The organism is Lactobacillus colini, from assembly GCF_017874575.1.
Lineage (GTDB): Bacteria > Bacillota > Bacilli > Lactobacillales > Lactobacillaceae > Lactobacillus > Lactobacillus colini.
Map to the genome: position 1 here is coordinate 1 of NZ_JAGGLU010000003.1, position 18,301 is coordinate 18,301.

Annotated in this window: 17 protein-coding genes and 1 pseudogene; 16 read left to right on the forward strand and 2 right to left on the reverse strand. The window is 33.9% G+C overall.

Annotation, left to right across the window (positions count from 1 at the left end):
• From J2Z60_RS10895 to J2Z60_RS03295, 4 genes and pseudogenes are all read left to right on the forward strand, one after another.
• Positions 1 to 213, forward strand: a pseudogene (locus J2Z60_RS10895) (hypothetical protein); the annotation flags it as partial.
• On the forward strand, positions 206 to 2,149 hold the full coding sequence (locus tag J2Z60_RS03285; protein ID WP_209686248.1) for a site-specific DNA-methyltransferase: 1,944 nt from the start codon (positions 206 to 208) through the stop codon (positions 2,147 to 2,149). The pseudogene J2Z60_RS10895 and the gene J2Z60_RS03285, both read left to right, overlap by 8 nt.
• A 4-nt stretch (positions 2,150 to 2,153) precedes the next feature.
• A complete protein-coding gene (locus J2Z60_RS03290) occupies positions 2,154 to 5,126 on the forward strand; it encodes a type III restriction-modification system endonuclease (protein ID WP_209686249.1) in 2,973 nt (990 codons plus the stop codon).
• Between the two features lie 16 nt (positions 5,127 to 5,142).
• Positions 5,143 to 5,817, forward strand: a complete 675-nt coding sequence (locus tag J2Z60_RS03295) for a DNA alkylation repair protein (RefSeq protein ID WP_209686250.1) — start codon at positions 5,143 to 5,145, stop codon at positions 5,815 to 5,817.
• Between the two features lie 11 nt (positions 5,818 to 5,828).
• Here the strand turns inward: J2Z60_RS03295 and J2Z60_RS03300 are convergent, their stop codons facing one another.
• On the reverse strand, positions 5,829 to 6,545 hold the full coding sequence (locus J2Z60_RS03300) for an alpha/beta hydrolase (RefSeq protein WP_209686251.1): 717 nt from the start codon (positions 6,543 to 6,545) through the stop codon (positions 5,829 to 5,831).
• 206 nt (positions 6,546 to 6,751) lie between these two features.
• Here J2Z60_RS03300 and hpt point away from each other — a divergent pair, with 206 nt between their 5' ends.
• The 10 genes from hpt to J2Z60_RS03350 all read left to right on the forward strand — a co-directional run bounded on the left by hpt (position 6,752) and on the right by J2Z60_RS03350 (position 14,205).
• The gene (gene hpt, locus J2Z60_RS03305) at positions 6,752 to 7,288 is read left to right on the forward strand and encodes a hypoxanthine phosphoribosyltransferase (protein WP_209686252.1); all 537 of its coding nucleotides are present in this window, start codon (positions 6,752 to 6,754) and stop codon (positions 7,286 to 7,288) included.
• 39 nt (positions 7,289 to 7,327) lie between these two features.
• Positions 7,328 to 8,002: a type 1 glutamine amidotransferase gene (locus J2Z60_RS03310; protein WP_209686253.1), complete on the forward strand. Its 675-nt coding sequence runs from the start codon at positions 7,328 to 7,330 to the stop codon at positions 8,000 to 8,002.
• Positions 8,003 to 8,087: 85 nt separating this feature from the next.
• The gene (locus tag J2Z60_RS03315; RefSeq protein WP_209686254.1) at positions 8,088 to 8,414 is read left to right on the forward strand and encodes a putative quinol monooxygenase; all 327 of its coding nucleotides are present in this window, start codon (positions 8,088 to 8,090) and stop codon (positions 8,412 to 8,414) included.
• 77 nt (positions 8,415 to 8,491) lie between these two features.
• Positions 8,492 to 9,127, forward strand: coding sequence for an NAD(P)H-binding protein (locus tag J2Z60_RS03320; RefSeq protein WP_209686255.1), 636 nt, complete (start codon positions 8,492 to 8,494; stop codon positions 9,125 to 9,127).
• Positions 9,128 to 9,222: 95 nt separating this feature from the next.
• Entirely contained in the window at positions 9,223 to 9,993 is a 771-nt protein-coding gene (locus J2Z60_RS03325; protein ID WP_209686256.1) for a CPBP family intramembrane glutamic endopeptidase, read from the forward strand.
• Positions 9,994 to 10,172: 179 nt separating this feature from the next.
• Positions 10,173 to 10,613: a hypothetical protein gene (locus J2Z60_RS03330; protein WP_209686257.1), complete on the forward strand. Its 441-nt coding sequence runs from the start codon at positions 10,173 to 10,175 to the stop codon at positions 10,611 to 10,613.
• A 333-nt stretch (positions 10,614 to 10,946) separates the two neighbouring features.
• Positions 10,947 to 11,942, forward strand: a complete 996-nt coding sequence (locus tag J2Z60_RS03335) for an ABC transporter ATP-binding protein (RefSeq protein ID WP_209686258.1) — start codon at positions 10,947 to 10,949, stop codon at positions 11,940 to 11,942.
• A 3-nt stretch (positions 11,943 to 11,945) separates the two neighbouring features.
• The gene (locus tag J2Z60_RS03340; RefSeq protein ID WP_209686259.1) at positions 11,946 to 12,764 is read left to right on the forward strand and encodes an ABC transporter permease; all 819 of its coding nucleotides are present in this window, start codon (positions 11,946 to 11,948) and stop codon (positions 12,762 to 12,764) included.
• A gap of 1 nt (position 12,765) precedes the next feature.
• Entirely contained in the window at positions 12,766 to 13,545 is a 780-nt protein-coding gene (locus J2Z60_RS03345) for an ABC transporter permease (protein ID WP_209686260.1), read from the forward strand.
• 39 nt (positions 13,546 to 13,584) lie between these two features.
• On the forward strand, positions 13,585 to 14,205 hold the full coding sequence (locus J2Z60_RS03350; protein ID WP_209686261.1) for a cytidylate kinase family protein: 621 nt from the start codon (positions 13,585 to 13,587) through the stop codon (positions 14,203 to 14,205).
• Positions 14,206 to 14,260: 55 nt separating this feature from the next.
• On the opposite strand, the gene proC is transcribed toward J2Z60_RS03350, so the two are convergent.
• Positions 14,261 to 15,031 (reverse strand): pyrroline-5-carboxylate reductase, encoded by a 771-nt coding sequence (gene proC, locus J2Z60_RS03355; protein WP_209686262.1) that lies wholly within the window; start codon positions 15,029 to 15,031, stop codon positions 14,261 to 14,263.
• A gap of 147 nt (positions 15,032 to 15,178) precedes the next feature.
• On the opposite strand from proC, the gene J2Z60_RS03360 reads away from it, so the two are divergent.
• Together J2Z60_RS03360 and J2Z60_RS03365 are read left to right on the forward strand one after the other, a co-directional pair.
• Positions 15,179 to 16,636, forward strand: a complete 1,458-nt coding sequence (locus J2Z60_RS03360; RefSeq protein ID WP_209686263.1) for an MFS transporter — start codon at positions 15,179 to 15,181, stop codon at positions 16,634 to 16,636.
• A gap of 97 nt (positions 16,637 to 16,733) precedes the next feature.
• Positions 16,734 to 18,191: an MFS transporter gene (locus tag J2Z60_RS03365; RefSeq protein ID WP_209686264.1), complete on the forward strand. Its 1,458-nt coding sequence runs from the start codon at positions 16,734 to 16,736 to the stop codon at positions 18,189 to 18,191.
• Positions 18,192 to 18,301: the final 110 nt, after the last annotated feature.

An 18,301-nucleotide genomic window follows, 5' to 3' on the forward strand; every position in this document is an offset into this window, starting at 1 on the left:
GCACAGCACAGCACAGCACAGCACAGCACAGCACAGCACAGCACAGCACAGCACAGCACAGCACAGCACAGCACAGCACAGCACAGCACAGCACAGCACACTGATTATTTAAGTAAATACCTATTTGTCAATAGCTTTAAGGAGAGTTTATTAATTTTTAAAGAATTAGTAGACTCTTTTTGTGCTTATCAAGGAGGTGTTTGCGTTGATTAGTGATAATGAAAGATATAATCAAACCGTAAAACCAAACACCGCCTTTTTGAATGAGTTAAAAGAAAAATTACCCGAGTTCTTTACTAAGGATGGGGCATTTGATTTAGAGAAGTTTAAAAATCAGCTAAAAGACAAAAATATTAATGAACTAAGTGAAGGCTATCAACTCAACTTCATTGGTAAGGACTATGCCCGCCGGCAAGCTGGTGAAATGCCGACAACAGTAATTGTGCCTGATGAGAAGCAGAATAATGGTGAAGGTAAGGACAGTAAGAATTTGTTCTTTACTGGTGACAATTTAGAAGTACTAAGACACTTACAGTCTGCTTATGCTAATAAGATTGATGTGATTTATATTGATCCACCTTATAATACTGGAAATGGTGACTTTATCTATCCTGATAGTTTTGAATATTCTGATGAACAGTTATCTACTATGCTGGGGCTTGACGATGAACAGATTGAGCGGCTGAAAAGTATTCAGGGAAAGTCTAGTCATTCTGCTTGGTTGACATTTATGTATCCGCGCCTTCAGCTAGCAAAGCATCTTCTGAAACAGACAGGAGTAATCTTTATATCAATTGATGACAACGAAGATGGAAATCTTAAAGAAATTTGTGATGAGATTTTTGGTGAAGCCAATTTTTTAGCTCAAGTAGTTTGGGAAAGAGCATATGCACCAATCAATCTTAAGAAAAATTTCTCACCGAGCCACGACTATATGTTGGTATATGGTCGTGATGCTAATATTATCGAAACCAATGGTATTGTACGAAGTGAAGAAGCAGACAGTTTGTATAAAAATCCAGATAATGATCCAAGAGGTGACTGGAAGCCTAGCGATTTGTCAGTTGGTCCCGCTGTAGAAGCAAATATTTACCCTGTCACGACTCCCTCTGGGAGAGTCGTAGAGCCTCCAGCTGGAAGGAGCTGGAGTCTCTCGCAAAAAGCGTTTCGCGAGAGACTCGCTGATAATCGAATTTGGTTTGGAAAAAATGGTGATGCGGTTCCAAGTATGAAACGATTTAAGTCAGAATTGAGAAAAACTGGAATTACTCCCATGACCATTTGGAAGTATGATGAGGTTGGACATAGTCAATCTGCAACTCAGGGTTTGCAAGAATTAATGGGTGGTAAAAAATATTTTGTATATCCTAAACCGATTAAATTAGTTCAGCGTGCAATACAACTTTATTCAGATGAAAATTCTATAATTATGGATTTCTTTGCTGGTTCAGGCACTACGGCAGAAGCAGTGATGCAACAAAATGTTGAAGATGGTGGACATCGTAAGTTTATTATGGTTCAGCTTCCTGAAAAGACTTATCACACTAATAAAGATGGTAAAAAAATACCAACCAAGGGAGGACGTATTGCATTTCAAGATGGCTTTATGAGTGTTGACGAAATTTCTCGCGAACGAATCCGCAGAGCAGCTAAGAAGATACGTGAAGACAATGAATTGACCTTACCAGAGGACTTTGATGGATCATTTAAGCACTACCGTGTTGTAAAGCCAGTCAAACAAATTCTTGAAGAAATTGATGATTTTAATCCTGATAGTGTTGACTTGTTTACTAATATGGTTGATGGCTTTTCTAGTCAAAGTCTAAAAGTTGATGGGGATGCAAGTGGCGAAGAAACCATCTTAACTACTTGGCTTGTTAAAGATGGCTATTCATTAGATACTGAAATTCAGAATATTAAATTCGGCAATTATACCGCACATCAAGTTGAAGATAGTCGTCTTTACCTAATTAATGAAGGCTGGTCATCTAGTCAAACTAAAGAATTGCTAAATCAATTAGGTACTCATCAATTAGAAGTGCAAAGCGTTGTGATTTTTGGCTATTCTTTTAACATTGCTGAGTTACGTGAACTAGAGAATGGTCTGAAGCAGTTAGACAGTAAAGTTACACTAATCAAGAGGTACTAAGATCATGAAGATTAAACTTGAAACTTTACAACACCAGACTGATGCTCTTGAAGCTATTGATAAAGCTTTTCCCGATATTGATGCTCTAACTAATGATCCCAATGCTAATTATGTTTATGCTAATCCTCTGATTAACTATCGTTATAGTGATAAGGCAAACATTGATATTAAGATGGAAACTGGTACAGGTAAGACATATGTTTATACCAGAATGATGTATGATTTACATCAAAAATATGGTCTATTTAAATTCGTCATTGCTGTGCCTAGTCCAAGTATCAAGGAAGGTACACGGAACTTCATTGAAAGTGATTATGTCAAGCGTCACTTTAATGAGTTTTATGAAAATACTAGAGTTCAATTGAACGTAATTAATGCAGGTGACTTCAGTTCTCGTTCTGGTAGACGTAACTTCCCAGCTCAACTCTCTGAATTTGTGGAAGCAACTAGGCAGAATACTAATCAAATAGAAGTGTTATTAATTAATCAAGGGATGTTACACTCTAAGTCAATGCATCGGACTGATTATGACCAGACCTTATTAGGCGGTGAAACTTCACCAATTAAGGCGATTGCTGCTACTCGTCCAGTAGTAATTATTGATGAGCCACAGCGTTTCCCACGTGGTAAAAAATTCTATGCTGACATAGAAGCTTTAAAGCCTCAACTAATTGTTCGCTTCGGAGCTACCTTCCCAGAAATCACCACTGGCCGCGGTAAAAATAAAGTTACCAAAAAAGATTATTACCGAGGAAAACCACAATTTAACTTAGATGCAGTTGATAGCTTTAATCAGGGGCTGGTTAAGGGAATTGATATTGATTACCCTGATATACCTGAAGAACAGGCAAATAATCTTTATAAAGTTAAGCAAGCTAAGGCTAAGGAATTAATTCTCTCTAAAGGAAATAAAGAATATTCTTTGAATATCGGCGAAAACCTTGCAGATGTTGATCCAGGGTTTGAGGGTAATATTACTTATGCAGGTGGAACAGATCGGGAACTATCTAACGGTCTAGCTTTATCAAAGGATATGAAGTTGATTCCTGGTACTTTTGCCCAGAATTATCAAGACGAAATCATTTCACAAGCTTTAGACTGCCATTTTAAAGCTGAGCAAAATAACTTTCTACGCTCAAGTTCAGGTGAGAATGCTCCTAAGATTAAGACGCTATCATTATTCTTTATTGATAGCATTTCTAGCTTTCGTGGTGAAAATAATAGCCAGGGGTGGTTAGTTAAACATTTTGAAGATATTTTAACTAAAAAACTGCAAAAATTAATTGCTCAATATAAATCGGCAATTGATGAACGTGAGAGAGAATACTGTTCATTTTTACAGGCTACGTTATCTAGTTTGCGTTCTGAACATCAAGACGTATATGCGGGCTACTTTAGCGAAGATCGTGGTAGTTCAGATGCTGATATTCAAGCCGAAGTCGAAGATATTTTAAGTAACAAAGAAAAATTACTAAGTTTCAAAGATAAAGATGGTAATTGGCTTACTCGTCGTTTCTTATTCTCTAAGTGGACCTTGCGTGAAGGCTGGGATAACCCGAACGTATTCACAATTGCTAAGCTGCGATCTTCTGGCTCTGAAATTAGCAAGATTCAAGAAGTCGGGCGTGGCTTGCGTTTACCAGTTGATGAGACAGGTCACCGCCTGACCCAAGATGAATGGCAGAGTAGACTATCATTTTTAATTGGTTATGATGAACGTGACTTTGCTCAAAAATTAGTCGGCGAAATTAATGCTGATTCTCCTATTAAGCTTAGTCAGGAGGAACTTACTGATGAAATGATTAAGCTGATTGTTCAAGTTAAACAAAAAAACGATCCTCAATTTAATGAGGATCAGCTACTTGATGAGTTAGATGCGCATAATATCATTACTCGCTCTAATAAGTTCAAAAATAATGTTGAATTTAATGGACAAACTATGACAGGTTATGATGCTCTATGTCAACTGTATCCAGAACTTGAACAACAGACTAAAGTTGCCCAAGGTAAAGTTCGTGATAAATATTCACAAGATAATACTGTTGTTAAATTACGCAAGCAAAATTGGCAACAATTGAAGGGTTTGTGGTTACAACTAGCTAAACGACAGATGATTAAGTTTGATCCCTCGGTAAACCAGATTGCAGAAGACATTGCTCGGACTGTATTTAATGACCCTGATAATAAACTATTTGTCTTGCAACGTCCACAAATGATTCATCAAGAAATTGTAACTGATAGTGAAGCAACTATTCGGGAAAATCAAGCAGATTATAATGCGGAATATTTAACCATGAATTATGGCAAGTTTCTTAAGACCTTAGCACAACAGACCGACTTATCTGTGAATCTTTTGAATAATTTAATAGTCAAGGCAATTAAACGATTAAGAAATAACACTAAGTATATCAATGAAAAGACTCTTGGCAACTTGATTAAGAATTTTAACAAACAATTAAATGAGCATATTAAGACTTTATATAAGTATGAACCGTTGGAATTTTCTTCATCAACTTCAATTTATAATGCTAAGAAGCAGGAATTTGTAGATTCAGTACCTGCTAGTGTACTTGGCGTATATCAATCGAATTCAATGTCTGATGAGAAGTACTTATATGACCGGCCACCACTGCGCTATGACAGTGCTGATCCAGAATTGAAGATCTTAAATCATTCATATGGTCCTAAGATCAGTGTCTTTGGTAAGTTACCTAAGCAAGCCATCAAGATACCACGTTTTGATAGTGGGACAACGACACCGGACTTTATTTTCAAAATTGAACACGGTGATAAGCCAATCTATTTAGTTATTGAAACCAAAGCTGAAAATATGCGTCTAGGTGATGAAGAGATTTGCATTATTCAACAGAAGTACTTTGATCAATTGAAGGAATCAGGTGTGTATTACCAGATGGCAACTAGTGAACAAGAAGTACACGACTTAATCAACAAATTAGAAAATGGAGAAATAAATTAGTTTTAGGAAGTTTGAAATGGATAAGTATCAGGTAATTAAGGAGCTTTTTGCTAAACATGGGGATGAAAATAGGGCTCCTGCGATGGCTAAATATATGAGAAATCAGTTTATGTTTTACGGGATTTCTGCATTAGATCGAAAGAAATTATATAAAGAATTCATCAAATCGGAAAAGTCTAGTAAAAAAGTTGACTGGGAATTTCTAAATCAGTGTTATCAAGATGATCATCGTGAATTTCAATATTTAGTGTATGACTATTTGCTGGCAAGCAAGAAGTTCATTAAGTATGAAGACATTCCCAAAATTAGAACTTTTGTTATTACTAAATCTTGGTGGGATACAGTAGATTTTTTAGCTCAAGTTATTGGTAACATTGCAATAAATGATAAAAGAGTAGACCCATTGATGATTAAATGGTCTAAGCAAGAAAACATTTGGATTAAGCGAGTAGCAATTTTGTATCAATTGCGGTTCAAAAATTATACTAATTCCATTCAACTTGAAAAGATAATTCTAAATTGTGTAGGTAGCGATGAATTTTTCATTAATAAGGCAATCGGCTGGGCCTTAAGAGAATATTCAAAGATTGATCCTAACTGGGTCAGCAACTTTTTAAACCAGTACCAGAATACGCTAGATAAGTTAACTATTCGAGAAGCTGGCAAATATTTAAAAAGCCAGCAATCATGATTGCTGACTAATTAATAGTTAATATTTTCAAGCCACTTGACTAATTGCTTAGCAATTTCATTTTGTTGTTGAGCATTAGAAATAGTGGCTTTTTTGTCGCCTTTTTGTTGACCGTAGGAGCCAAAATTACCGTGGTTTGCGCCGGCTATAGTGACATATTGAGTATTTTTAGGGAGGTAGCGTTTGTTGGTGTTATATTTTTGCCAATTTAAGACACCATCGCGACTGCCAGTTATTGATAAGGCAGCAAGCTTGGTCGTATCTAGGCGACCTTTTTGGTCAGGATAAGAAGCAAGAAAGAAAATCCCCTTTAGCTGCTGGTTATGATTGTGGGCGTAACGAGCCGCCATAGCGCCACCAAGCGAATGGCCACCAATGACGTACTTTTCGCTTTTAGCAACTAATGAACCAGCAGCATTGATGTTAAGCAATGCCATGTTTAAGGGAAAGTGTACAATCTTAACAGTATAGCCGCTAGCGGCAACTTTCTTGGCCCAAATAGAATAAGAATTAGGAGTTACTAAGGCACCGGGATAGAAGATAACCGTCATTCGATTATGCTTTGCCTTAAATGTTGTCGCTTTATTAGTAATTGTAGCTGTCTGCGCAGCACGTTGTGCGTTATGACTAGGTTGATAAGCGCTTAAGTGCAGGTAGATAGAGCCAGTAAGCAAGACAATAATTATAATGCTAACTAGCCAAGCAATAGTCTTTTTAATTAGTTTCATATTACAATCCTTTATTTTTAGTTTTATCATAACAGATTATTTATTAGAAGATAATAGCTTATTCTTTTGCAATAAATACGAACTATATAACCAAAAATTGCTTAAATAGTTAATAAATAATTGCAAAAATATCGAATTTAGTATTAAAAAGTAGACAATTTTATGCTAAAATCTTATCGTTATCAATTGAGAGGACTAAATTAATTATGAATAACGATATTGAAACGATTTTATATAGTGAAGATCAACTTAATAGAAGAATGGATGAAATAGGTCAAGAGTTAAATGAAAAATATGCTAATAGTCAACCACTAGTAGTTCCTGTAATGACTGGGGCGATGGTATTTACTAGTGATATGCTTAAGAGGATGGACTTTAAGCTAGTTGTTGATCCAATTAAGGTTCAAAGCTATGAAGGTGTAACTTCTAGCGGTAAGATTGACTTAATTCAAGATATTAAGTCAGATGTTAGAGGTCAATCTGTGATCTTGATGGAAGATATTATTGATACCGGCCGTACCCTAAAGTACTTAAAGCAATTATTCCTAAAGCGTGGCGCCAAGAGCGTTGAAATCTGTGCAATGCTTGATAAGCCGTCAACTAGACAAGTAGCCTTGAAAGGCGATTATATTGGCTTTAGTGCACCGGATGAATTTTTAGTAGGTTATGGCTTAGATTATGATGGCTTATATCGCAATTTACCATACATAGGAATTTTGAAGCGACAAGTATACGCCAGTTAAGTTATAATGATTCCTAAATAATAGAACGGATCTGAATAAATGAGAGTAAACGTACTGCAACATACACCTAATGAAGGACCGGGTTCAATTAAGACTTGGGCAGATCAGAATCATCATGAATTTTATGTTTATCATCCGGAGACTTTTGGTCACTTGCCAAGTATTGATGAAACCGACTTATTAATAATTCTAGGTAGTCCAATGAGTCCTAACGATGATTTGACTTGGATTAAGCAAGAGCGTGAATTAATTAAGCAGATGCTTGATCGACATAAGCCGATGTTTGGGGCATGCTTTGGTGCACAGCAGATTGTTAAGACACTAGGCTATCAAGTCTTAGATGCGCCACACAAGGAAGTAGGTTGGGCACCAGTATACTTAAAGAGTAAGAAAATACCAGACATTCCCTCTAAGTTATCAGCCTTGCATTGGCACCAGCAGATGTTTGAAATCCCTAAGGAAGCAGAATTATTGTTTGTAAGTGACTTAGTAGAGAATCAAGGCTTCTTACTAGGTGATAATATAGTTGGGCTGCAATTCCACTTTGAACCTGAAATAGATAACGTTCGTGAAATTGCGATTAATGACCAAGACTATCCAGCAGAAGATAATGACTTGCACCAGACTTATCAAGATATTATTGCCCATGGTGTACCAGAAGAGAACAAATCAGTCATGTTCAAAATATTAGATTTTATAACCAATAAGCATTAAAAGTCATAGCGAAAAAGCTTTGGCTTTTTTGTGTAGTATCAAGTTATAATAATCATGAATCCGATTACATAAAGGAGAAAATATTATGAGTTTAACTGTAAATCTTTATTATACTGGTAAGAATGGTAGTGCTCAAAAGTTCGCACGCGAAATGGAAGAGAGTGGTCTAGCAGATAAGATTCGTCAAGAACCTGGTAATGAGAAATACGAATATTTTCAACCACTAGCTGATCCTGAAACTATCTTATTAATTGATTCTTGGGCTGATCAAGCCGCAATTGATGCTCATCATAAGACATCAATGATGCAAGATTTGGCTAAGTTACGCGACAAGTATGACTTGCATATGAGGATTGAACGGTTTGTTTCTGATGAAGTTCCAGATAAGGATACTAAATTTTTAAGAAAATAAGTGCTTTTGCTTCCTTACTAATAATTAGTAATATAAAATATGTGTGTAAAGATTATTAGGACAAGAAGGTATTAATTATGAGTAAAGTATTTATTGTTGGTGGATCAGGAAGAGTGGCAACCGAATTAATTAAGGACTTGGTGGCAGCTGGTCATAGTGTTAAGGCTGCAGCTCGTCATCCAGAAAACATTGTTAAGTTGGATGGTGTAACAGTAGATAAGCTTGATTTACACGCAAGTGTTGATGATATTGCTAAGCAAATGCAAGACAGTGATATTATCTACTTTACAGCTGGTTCTAGAGGGAAGGACTTAATTCAGACTGATGTACTAGGTGCAATCAAGACAATGAAAGCTGCAGAAAAATTAGGTATTAAGCGCTACGTAATGCTTAGCTCAATGTATAGTTTGGATATTGATAAATTTAATTCGATTCCAGGTCTTGAAGATTATCTGGCAGCGAAGTTCTTTGCAGATAAGTTCTTAATGGACTCAACTAATCTTGACTACACAATTGTTCAGCCTACTAGCTTAGTCGAAGAAGCTGCAACAGGTAAGATAGCTTTGGATAACACTACATCTGATAAGAATACTATTCCAGATGTTGCTCAAGTTCTAGCTGACGTGATTAAATATCCAAATACTGAAAAGAAAGTTATTCCAATGACTGGTGGCAATACCCCAATTGATGAGGCTTTATCTTCACTTAAATAAATAACGATTTATGGAGTTGAAAAACTCCATTTTTTTATGCTTAAAATTTCAGAATTTTTATTTTTTAAGTTAAAATTAATTCGAAAGGGGTTTTTATGAAAAATAACAAATTTACTTTTTTTAAATATCAGTATTCTTTGCCAAAAATGTTTATTATTAGCATTATTTTGCTATTAATTTATCTTTTTGCTGGTAAAGTTTCCTTACTTAAATTTATACCTCAGCCTTGGAATAGGTTGCTCTATATGGCTATTACCTTAGTTGTTGCTGGTTTTTGTGCATATTTTGCCAAGACAAGCAAGGTCTTAGAAGTTAGACCTAAACAAGGGAAGCTAGCGATTTTATCTACTATTTTAGTCGTAATATTGGTTTTACTTTATTTAGGCAAAGTTATAGGTTGGGTGATGATTTTTAATCAAGGCTTGACTGTTACAATTATCTGCTTGGCAACAGCAATTGGGGCAGGATTTGGTGAAGAATTTATATTTAGGAATTTGCTTTTTAATGCATTTCTTGGAGTTTTCAGAAATAATAAATATTCATTAGCATTGTCAAGTATAACTATTTCAGCGATTTTTGGCTTAATGCACTTGGTTAACCTAACTCATCAGGATTGGGCGGCTACTAGTCAGCAAGTTTTTTATGCATTTGCCATTGGATTACTATTTTGTGTTATTCATATTTGGTCCAATACAATGATAGTTCCGGCATTAATGCACTTCTTATTTGATTTTTCACCAGTTATTAAGACTGCGACTACTGTAGCTGTGCCTTGGGCGGGTATATTAATAATTTTCTTGCCGCTTTTAGTAGTTAGCTTGTTGTGGATTGTAATTTATAATAGAAAAGTTCAAGCATTCGAATAGTTAAATTTTAAGCGATTTTCTTGTTTATCATATATAAGAAAATCGCTATTTTATTACAGAATATAACAGTTTATTAAGAAAGCGCTTTCTTAAATTAATATATGAGAATATAATATAAATGGGAGTATATCTACGGTCAGACAGATAATATATAAATACGATTAAGAAGGAGAGGAACAATGAATGCCATTGCTAAAAATATAAAGTTGAATTTAATAGTTAGTACTATTATTGGTTTAGTAATAGCGTTGTTTTTTATATTTTTGCCTAATATTGTTAGCATTTTACCTGTTAGAATTAGTAATATTATAGCTAATGTCTATAGCTTAAACAGTTGGCCACAATTGATGCCGTTATTTATAGCAATTTTCTTTGTTGGGCTGGTGAGAAATGTATCTGCTCTCTATTCTAATAAAATAATTTTATTTGCTCTATTATTATTGGATATTGTTCAAATACTGTTATTTTTATTCTTATTCTTAAATACTCCATTTTTTAATAGTAGTTATTTATATATCTCAAAACCGGTTCAAGTTATTTTTGTATTTGTGTTTTCTATAGTTTTTGGGTCTGAGATAATTGGGGACGTAATTAAGTTAATTAGATATTTTCGAAAATGAAAATATACAAAACAATAAAGATAGATTTCCCATTAATTATTAGGACACTATTATTGCAGCTCTGTTGTAGACTTGAATATTAATTACATTTTTCATGGATTGTAATACATAATAATAGAAGTTCAAACATTCGAATAGTTAAAATTTAAGCGATTTTCTTGTTGAGTACATATAAGAAAATCGCTATTTTAGTATAGAATATAATATTTTAAGATAAAAAACCGGATAGTAATTTATTATAGAAAACGTTTACAAATAAATTGCATTTAAGTATATAATATTAATAAAAAGATGCGTGTGTGAGAGAATATAGATTATTGAGAGATATGTATTATGAAAAATAATATAATTGAAGTTTCAAATTTAAATAAAGTATTTAAAAAACAAACTAAATCTAGTAACTTAATCTCATATTTAAAGACATTGATTCTTCCAGAATACACCTATTTTCAAGCTGTAAAAGATTTAAATTTTCAAATACCTGAAGGACAGATTTTCGGTTTTATAGGTGCAAATGGAGCAGGAAAATCAACCACAATAAAAATGTTAACTGGAATTTTACAACCTACATCGGGGAATATAGTAATAGATGGATACAATCCTCAAAATGATAGAAAAGAATACGTAAAAGAGATAGGAGTTGTTTTTGGTCAAAGGACACAGTTATGGTGGGACCTTCCAGTTATAGAAACTTATTTTGTACTAAAAGAAATATATCAGATTCCTGATTCTGAATTTAATGATAGGCTTGCTTTTTTTGATGATATTTTGGAGCTTCGAAAGTTTATAAATAATCCGGTACGGACATTATCCTTAGGGCAGAGAATGAGAGCTGATATTGCAGCTAGTTTGCTGCATAATCCTAAAATTTTATTTTTAGATGAACCTACAATAGGCTTAGATGTATCTGTTAAGGATAGAATTAGGCAAGCCATAAAAGAAATAAATTCTCAAAAGAAAACAACCATTATATTAACTACACATGATTTAAGGGATGTTGAAGTTTTATGTGATCGCATATATATAATTAATAATGGTCAAGAAATATTTGATGGTACATTAGAAAAATTGAAAAGTAGTTATGGTTCTATGCGCGAAGTCGTATTTAGTGTGGATCATATAAATGATATAGAAAAGCTAAATTATAAACTTAAGTTTCCGGAAATAGAAGTTTATGTTAAAGATAATGATATACATGTGATTTTTGATTCTAATAAAACTGTATTGCCTGAGTTGATAAAATATACTCTAGATAAGGTAGTAGTTAAGAACATTTTAGTAAATGAAACTAGTATAGAAGATATTGTAAAAAAAATAATGAGGACTTAATATATGTTATCTAGATTGCAAAAATACCTGCCTTTTGCCAAAGCAGGTATAAAAATAAGTACGACATATAAATTGGACTTTTTATGTTATCGCTTTGGGGATATGTTAGAGGCAATCATAACATATTTCCTATGGTTATCTATTTTTAACTCCTCGTCTTCAAATAGAATTTCAGGTTTCTCATTTAATGAAATGAAGTTATATGTTTTTGTTAGTTTCTTTATAAGTATAATTATAAAAACAGGAGTTAATGAAAGCATTGGAGAAGAAGTAAAAGATGGATCAATAAGTATTAGACTTTTAAAACCTATAAATTTTGTAAATACGTATTTATTTACAGAAATAGGGATAAGGTTACTACAAATTTTTCTTTTAGGGATACCAATAATAATATTTATAACTGGTTCATATATTATTTTTAAGATAAAACTATACTACAATTTTTTATACATAATTGCTTTCGTAATTTCATTTGCGATATCTTATCTAACAAATTTTTATTTTAATGTTTGTGTAGGATTCAGCTCATTTACCTTAAAAAACACATGGGGATCAAATCTATTTAAACAAGCGATAATATCGTTTGCTTCTGGATCGGTCATACCATTTAACTTTTTACCAAATGTTATATCTAATATATTACAATTTATGCCTTTTAGTTCATTAATATATTTTCCAACAATGATTTATTTAGGAAAATATACTCCTTATAAGTTATTAAATATCTTAATTTTTCAAATATTTTGGCTAATTTTCTTTTATATACTTTCTAAGGTTATAGCTAAGGTAGCGTTGAAAAAATTAGAAATTCAAGGAGGATAGAATGCAATATATTAAGTTATACAAAATTTTTGTAAGACAATATTTTAAACAATTATTGGAGTACAAATTAGACTTTATAATCGGAATATTAGGAATTTTTGTAACGCAATGCTTGAATATAGTATTTTTATGGGTAATTTTTTCTAAGATACCATCTTTATATGGATGGAATTTAGATGAGTTGATATTTATTTATGGTTTTTCGCTAATCCCTAAAGGCTTAGATCATTTACTTACGGATAATTTATGGATTTTTGCTAAAAAGACAGTAGTGAGTGGACAATTTGATAAGTATTTGTTGCGGCCAATTTCACCTTTATTTCAAATAACTTTTGAAACTTTTCAATTTGATGCAGTTGGTGAAATTTTGATTGGAGTATTATTATTAATAAAAAGTTTTAATATTGTATATTGGACACCACAAAAGGCTATTTTGTTTATTTTAACAATTCCATTTACTACTTTGATTTATACTAGTTTGAAAATTATGACAGCAAGTATATCTTTTTGGACAAAAAAGTCTGGAAGTGTAATGTATATATTTTATATGATTAATAACTTTGCAAAGTATCCAGTAAATATTTATAACTTTGTAATAAGATTTGTAATAACATTTATAATACCATTTGCCTTTACAGCATTTTATCCAGCAAGCTTTTTTATAAGAGGAGAAAATAATACTTTTTTCTATAGCTTAATAATGATTTCAATTTTGTTTTTTTTATTATCACTTTTTATATGGAAAAAAGGAATATCATCTTATGAAAGTTCAGGATCATAAATATCATATATTTTAATAATTTGGAGGAAAAGGAAAAACATGTATATTTCGGATGAAGATTTCAAAGGTCAACTAACTTATCTTAAAGGTTTATTTTCTTTGGGTGGACTCAGTGAGTCAGGTAAGAGTGCAGCGGGACTATACTTTGATTCAATTGGAATTAAAAGAATGAAAATTATCCAAGTTGAAAGCGACATGATGAGGGAACGCGGCATTGAATTCGAAGATCGACCAAAAGAAGCCGAATTTCAAAAATTATATTCCGAAGATCATGAGCAATTATTCAGGGAATTCTTGTACCGCTTAATTGCTAAAATGAAACAGGAAAATGTTCAATATGCTTCAATAGAAAGCCTATATCGTGCAGAGCTAGGGGCATATTTAAAGAGAATTCTAGCTGATAGAATGATCAACATTTACATTGATGCTCCACTTGAATTAAGAGCTAAGCGAGAATCAATTAAACAAAAAGATTTAAACTTAAGTCTAGCCGAAATGATAGCAAGAACTAAGAAAAAAGATCAATTCAAAATTGAACACGGTGCGCTTGAGGTAAGAGATATTGCTGACATAATTGTCAATAATGGTGAAAATATTGCTAACTTAAATCAATATTTAAAGATAATTGATGGAATTGCCAAGATTTTAAAGAAAGACTAAATACTGCACAAAATAAAGCCCAGAAACTACTTGTAATAGAATCTGAGCTTTTATTTTAATTTTTATTAGCCTTATTAACAGCGTCCATAATTGCGTAACGGAAGCCATTCTTTTCGAGAGCTTGTACACCTTGAATAGTAGTGCCGCCAGGTGAGCAGACCTTATCACGCAATAATGCTGGAGCTAGCTTGGTTCGATAGGCAAGCTTGGCACTTCCTTCGACCATGCTAGCTGCAAGTTGGTTGGCAGTGTCGCGGTTAAGACCATTAAGTACTGCTGCATCCCCTAATGCATCTAAGAAGATATCTACAAATGCAGGTCCGCAGCCACCAATGGTTCCTACAATGCTGAGATCATTCTCTTTAACAGGGATAACATCTCCTAATTGCTTCAAGAAGTTGATAACCTTAGTCTTACTCTCCTCATCTAGATCATCTTCACAGCTGAGACCAATCGTTCCTGCATTAACCGATACAGGAATATTAGGAATAATCCGCACAATATCTAAATGAGATAGGAACTGCCTAAATTCTGCAATCTTAATCCCAGCAGCAGCTGAGATAACAATTGTACTTGAATCAAGTTGGCGCAGTTGGTTAGCAACACGCAGGGTTATCTCAGCTGGTGTAGTTAAAATAATGATTTCTGGTTTTTGCTTTTGAAATTCATTAATATCGTTGTACAAGCTGAATCCTAGTTCTTGAGCTAGTTTATCAACTCGAGGGTTAACGGGATTTTCTGCAATGATTTCATTATCGGGATTTACTCTCAATCCTTCAATAATTGCAGTTCCCATGTGACCAACGCCGATAATACCAATTTTCATAGTGAATGTCCTTTCGTAAACTTTCTAATACTAGCTTAGCAAATTAAAAATAAAATTACACTTTTCAAATCCCTATAAAAGTACTAACATATATATGTTTATGCACTGCTTATCAGTGCTCTTTTTTATAATATAAGGGGAAGATTTATGACTAAAAAGCAGATTACTATGGTAACTGTTGCCTTGATGCTGGGAAATGTGATGTCAGGGCTAGATAGCACAATTACAAATACTGCAATTCCAGCAATTGTTTCCGCACTTCATGGGATTCAATTTATGGGTTGGATTGTGGCAATTTATTTATTAGGGATGTCCATCTCAATTCCAATTTGGACTAAAATTGGCGAGAGAATTACTAATAAGAAGGCATTTGAAATTGCAATTATTCTTTTTGTAATTGGATCAACTCTGCAAGGGATAGCACCTAATATTATCTTTTTCCTATGTTCACGCTTAATTATGGGGATTGGTGCTGGTGGCATGGGGTCACTGCCTTATATTATTGCCGGTTATATTTTTAAGAATATCAAGAAGAGAACCCAAGTATTGGGATATTTAACCGCTAGTTTTAATGGAGCTGCAATCTTGGGACCTTTAATTGGTGGGTGGCTAATTGATGCTTTATCTTGGCATTGGGTCTTTTATATTAATGTCCCGATAGGTGTAATTGGACTGATTATATGCTTAATTTACTATAAACCAGTTACACCTAAATCATCGCCTGTATTTGATTTGCAAGGTGCAGGATTTTTGATTACAGGATTATTGGCATTTTTAGGAGGGATTCAGTTACTAGGAATTGCTAATAGTTTCGTAGTTTTGGGTCTAGTAATCTGCAGCGTAATCTTAATATTCTTATTCTTCATGCGAGAAGGGAAGGCTGATAATCCAATTATCCCACTGACTATCTTTAAAAAGCACGATTTAAATGGTGACTTCTTATTATTTGCCTTTACTTGGGGAGCTTTCATTGCGGTTAATACTTACTTACCAATGTGGGCTCAAGCATTATTAGGATTATCAGCTCTTTTAGGCGGGATGACGCTTATTCCTAACTCAATTGTTGAAATTATTGCCTCTCAGACGGTCGCAACTATTCAAGAGCATTTAAGAACCTTTACACTGGTCATGATTGGGATAATCACGATGATGATTTCTGTGGCGGGAATGTATTTAGCAACACTAACTACACCAATTTGGCTCTTAACTGGCTTAGCTGCCTTTTCTGGAATTGGGGTTGGATTTATTTTTGTTGCCTTGCAAGTTAAGGTGCAGATTGATGCAGGCTTTAAGGATATGCCTACAGCAACCTCTACTTCTTACTTGATCAGAATCTTAGCGCAAACGGTCATGGCAGCTGTATATGGTGTGATCATGAATTTATCTCTTGAACACGGTATTCTTCATAAGACTAGCATTACTATGGACATGATGAATAAGTTAAGTGATGCCAATACTGCTAAGACCTTGCCGCAACATTTACTACCTGAAATGAGGGGAATTTTTCATTCGGGTATTAAAGAAATTATGCTCGTTTCATTTACACTGCTAATTATTGCTACTATTTTTAACTTTTATTATAACTTCAAAAAATCTTCTAAATAGGCTTGTATTTCCTAATTAAAGCAAGCATAATCTATATTAGTCTTAGGATCTGGAATAAATTTCCAGGTTCTTTTTTTAACAAGGAGGAAGCTGCTAAATGAGTCAAAAACAAGTTAGGATGCTAACTTTTGCAATGATTTTAGCTAATGTAATGGCAGGGCTAGATAGTACGATTATTAATACTGCCCTGCCAGCAATTATTGCGGACTTACATGGAATACAGTATATGGGTTGGATTGTGGCAATATTGTTATTAGGGATGTCAATTTCAATTCCAATCTGGACTAAGGTTGGTGAGAAGATAGGTAACAAGGCTGCCTTTGAACTATCATCGCTGTTCTTTGTCTTAGGATCACTGTTTCAAGGATTAGCGCCGAATATGGTTCTGTTCTTAGCGGCTAGGGCCATGATGGGGATTGGCGCTGGGGGCTTAGGTTCCTTACCCTACATTATGGCTGGTTATATCTTTCCTAATATTAAGCAACGTACTAAGATTTTGGGATATTTGGGTGCTTCATTTAGTGTGGCAGCTATTATTGGACCACTAGCTGGAGGATACTTAGTAGATAGTCTATCTTGGCATTGGGTATTCTACATTAATATTCCGATTGGCGGTTTAGCGATCTTGTTGTCGATGATTTATTACCGTGAATCTAAGTTAGAGCAGACAGATAAGTTTGATATATTAGGAGCGGTATTAATTGTCAGTGGCTTAATTAGCTTATTAGTAGGAATTCAATTATTAGGAATTGGCAGTATTGTATTGGTCGCAGCCTTAATTATTTTGGGGTTAGTATTATTGGTATTATTCTTCATTTATGAAAAGCACCAGACTAGCCCTATTGTTCCCATTTCAATGTTTAAGAATCGTGCTTTAGTAGGGGATTTTCTAATATTTATCTTTAGTTGGGGTGCATTTTTAGCGATTAATACTTACTTGCCAATGTGGGCTCAAGGATTATTAGCAACAACAGCTTTAGTTGGTGGAATGACCTTGATTCCTAATTCAATTGTCGATGTATTAGGGACCTTGATTGTGAATCCGCTGCGTGCACGTTTTAGTAATCGAGGATTGATATTAATGTGTATGCTCTGCATGTTAGTATCTTGCTTGGGATTAGCTGTTGCACCAAGTAATACCAGCATTTGGATGATTACCTTCTTGGGGGCTTTTTCTGGCTTTGGAGTTGGTTTTGTCTTTGTATTATTACAGGTTAAGGTTCAAATTGATGCTAGAGAAGAGAATATGGCGCCAGCTACTTCCTTATCTTATTTGATTAGAATTTTGGCTCAGACTGTAATGGCTGCTGTCTATGGTGTAATTATGAACTTAGCTTTAGCTGACGGGATTAAAAACTATCCGCAAATTACAATGAGTATGATGAATAAGATTAGTGATGCTAAGTCTGCTAAGTCTTTACCAGAAGATTTATTGCCAATTATGCGTAATATATTTCACACAGGCTTGCAAGAAATTATGTTGTGTGCGGTAGGACTGTTGATTATTTCAATTGTGCTGACATTTATTTATACCGATAAAGAGAAGAAGGCATAATAAAACCACGAAATTCAGATAGAAGAATTTCGTGGTTTTGCGTTATTAGATAGCAGGATTAAACGTAAACTTTTTATAGTTACTGTCCTTTTGAAGATATTATATCTTTA

Coding starts and splice junctions, on each gene's coding strand:
- J2Z60_RS03315 (WP_209686254.1), top strand. CDS start 8,088: ATGAGTTTAACTGTAAATCTTTATTATACTGGTAAGAATGGTAGTGCT.
- J2Z60_RS03345 (WP_209686260.1), top strand. CDS start 12,766: ATGCAATATATTAAGTTATACAAAATTTTTGTAAGACAATATTTTAAA.
- J2Z60_RS03290 (WP_209686249.1), top strand. CDS start 2,154: ATGAAGATTAAACTTGAAACTTTACAACACCAGACTGATGCTCTTGAA.
- proC (WP_209686262.1), bottom strand. CDS start 15,031: ATGAAAATTGGTATTATCGGCGTTGGTCACATGGGAACTGCAATTATT.
- J2Z60_RS03330 (WP_209686257.1), top strand. CDS start 10,173: ATGAATGCCATTGCTAAAAATATAAAGTTGAATTTAATAGTTAGTACT.
- J2Z60_RS03320 (WP_209686255.1), top strand. CDS start 8,492: ATGAGTAAAGTATTTATTGTTGGTGGATCAGGAAGAGTGGCAACCGAA.
- J2Z60_RS03300 (WP_209686251.1), bottom strand. CDS start 6,545: ATGAAACTAATTAAAAAGACTATTGCTTGGCTAGTTAGCATTATAATT.
- J2Z60_RS03340 (WP_209686259.1), top strand. CDS start 11,946: ATGTTATCTAGATTGCAAAAATACCTGCCTTTTGCCAAAGCAGGTATA.
- J2Z60_RS03365 (WP_209686264.1), top strand. CDS start 16,734: ATGAGTCAAAAACAAGTTAGGATGCTAACTTTTGCAATGATTTTAGCT.
- J2Z60_RS03350 (WP_209686261.1), top strand. CDS start 13,585: ATGTATATTTCGGATGAAGATTTCAAAGGTCAACTAACTTATCTTAAA.
- J2Z60_RS03325 (WP_209686256.1), top strand. CDS start 9,223: ATGAAAAATAACAAATTTACTTTTTTTAAATATCAGTATTCTTTGCCA.
- J2Z60_RS03310 (WP_209686253.1), top strand. CDS start 7,328: ATGAGAGTAAACGTACTGCAACATACACCTAATGAAGGACCGGGTTCA.
- J2Z60_RS03360 (WP_209686263.1), top strand. CDS start 15,179: ATGACTAAAAAGCAGATTACTATGGTAACTGTTGCCTTGATGCTGGGA.
- J2Z60_RS03295 (WP_209686250.1), top strand. CDS start 5,143: ATGGATAAGTATCAGGTAATTAAGGAGCTTTTTGCTAAACATGGGGAT.
- hpt (WP_209686252.1), top strand. CDS start 6,752: ATGAATAACGATATTGAAACGATTTTATATAGTGAAGATCAACTTAAT.
- J2Z60_RS03335 (WP_209686258.1), top strand. CDS start 10,947: ATGAAAAATAATATAATTGAAGTTTCAAATTTAAATAAAGTATTTAAA.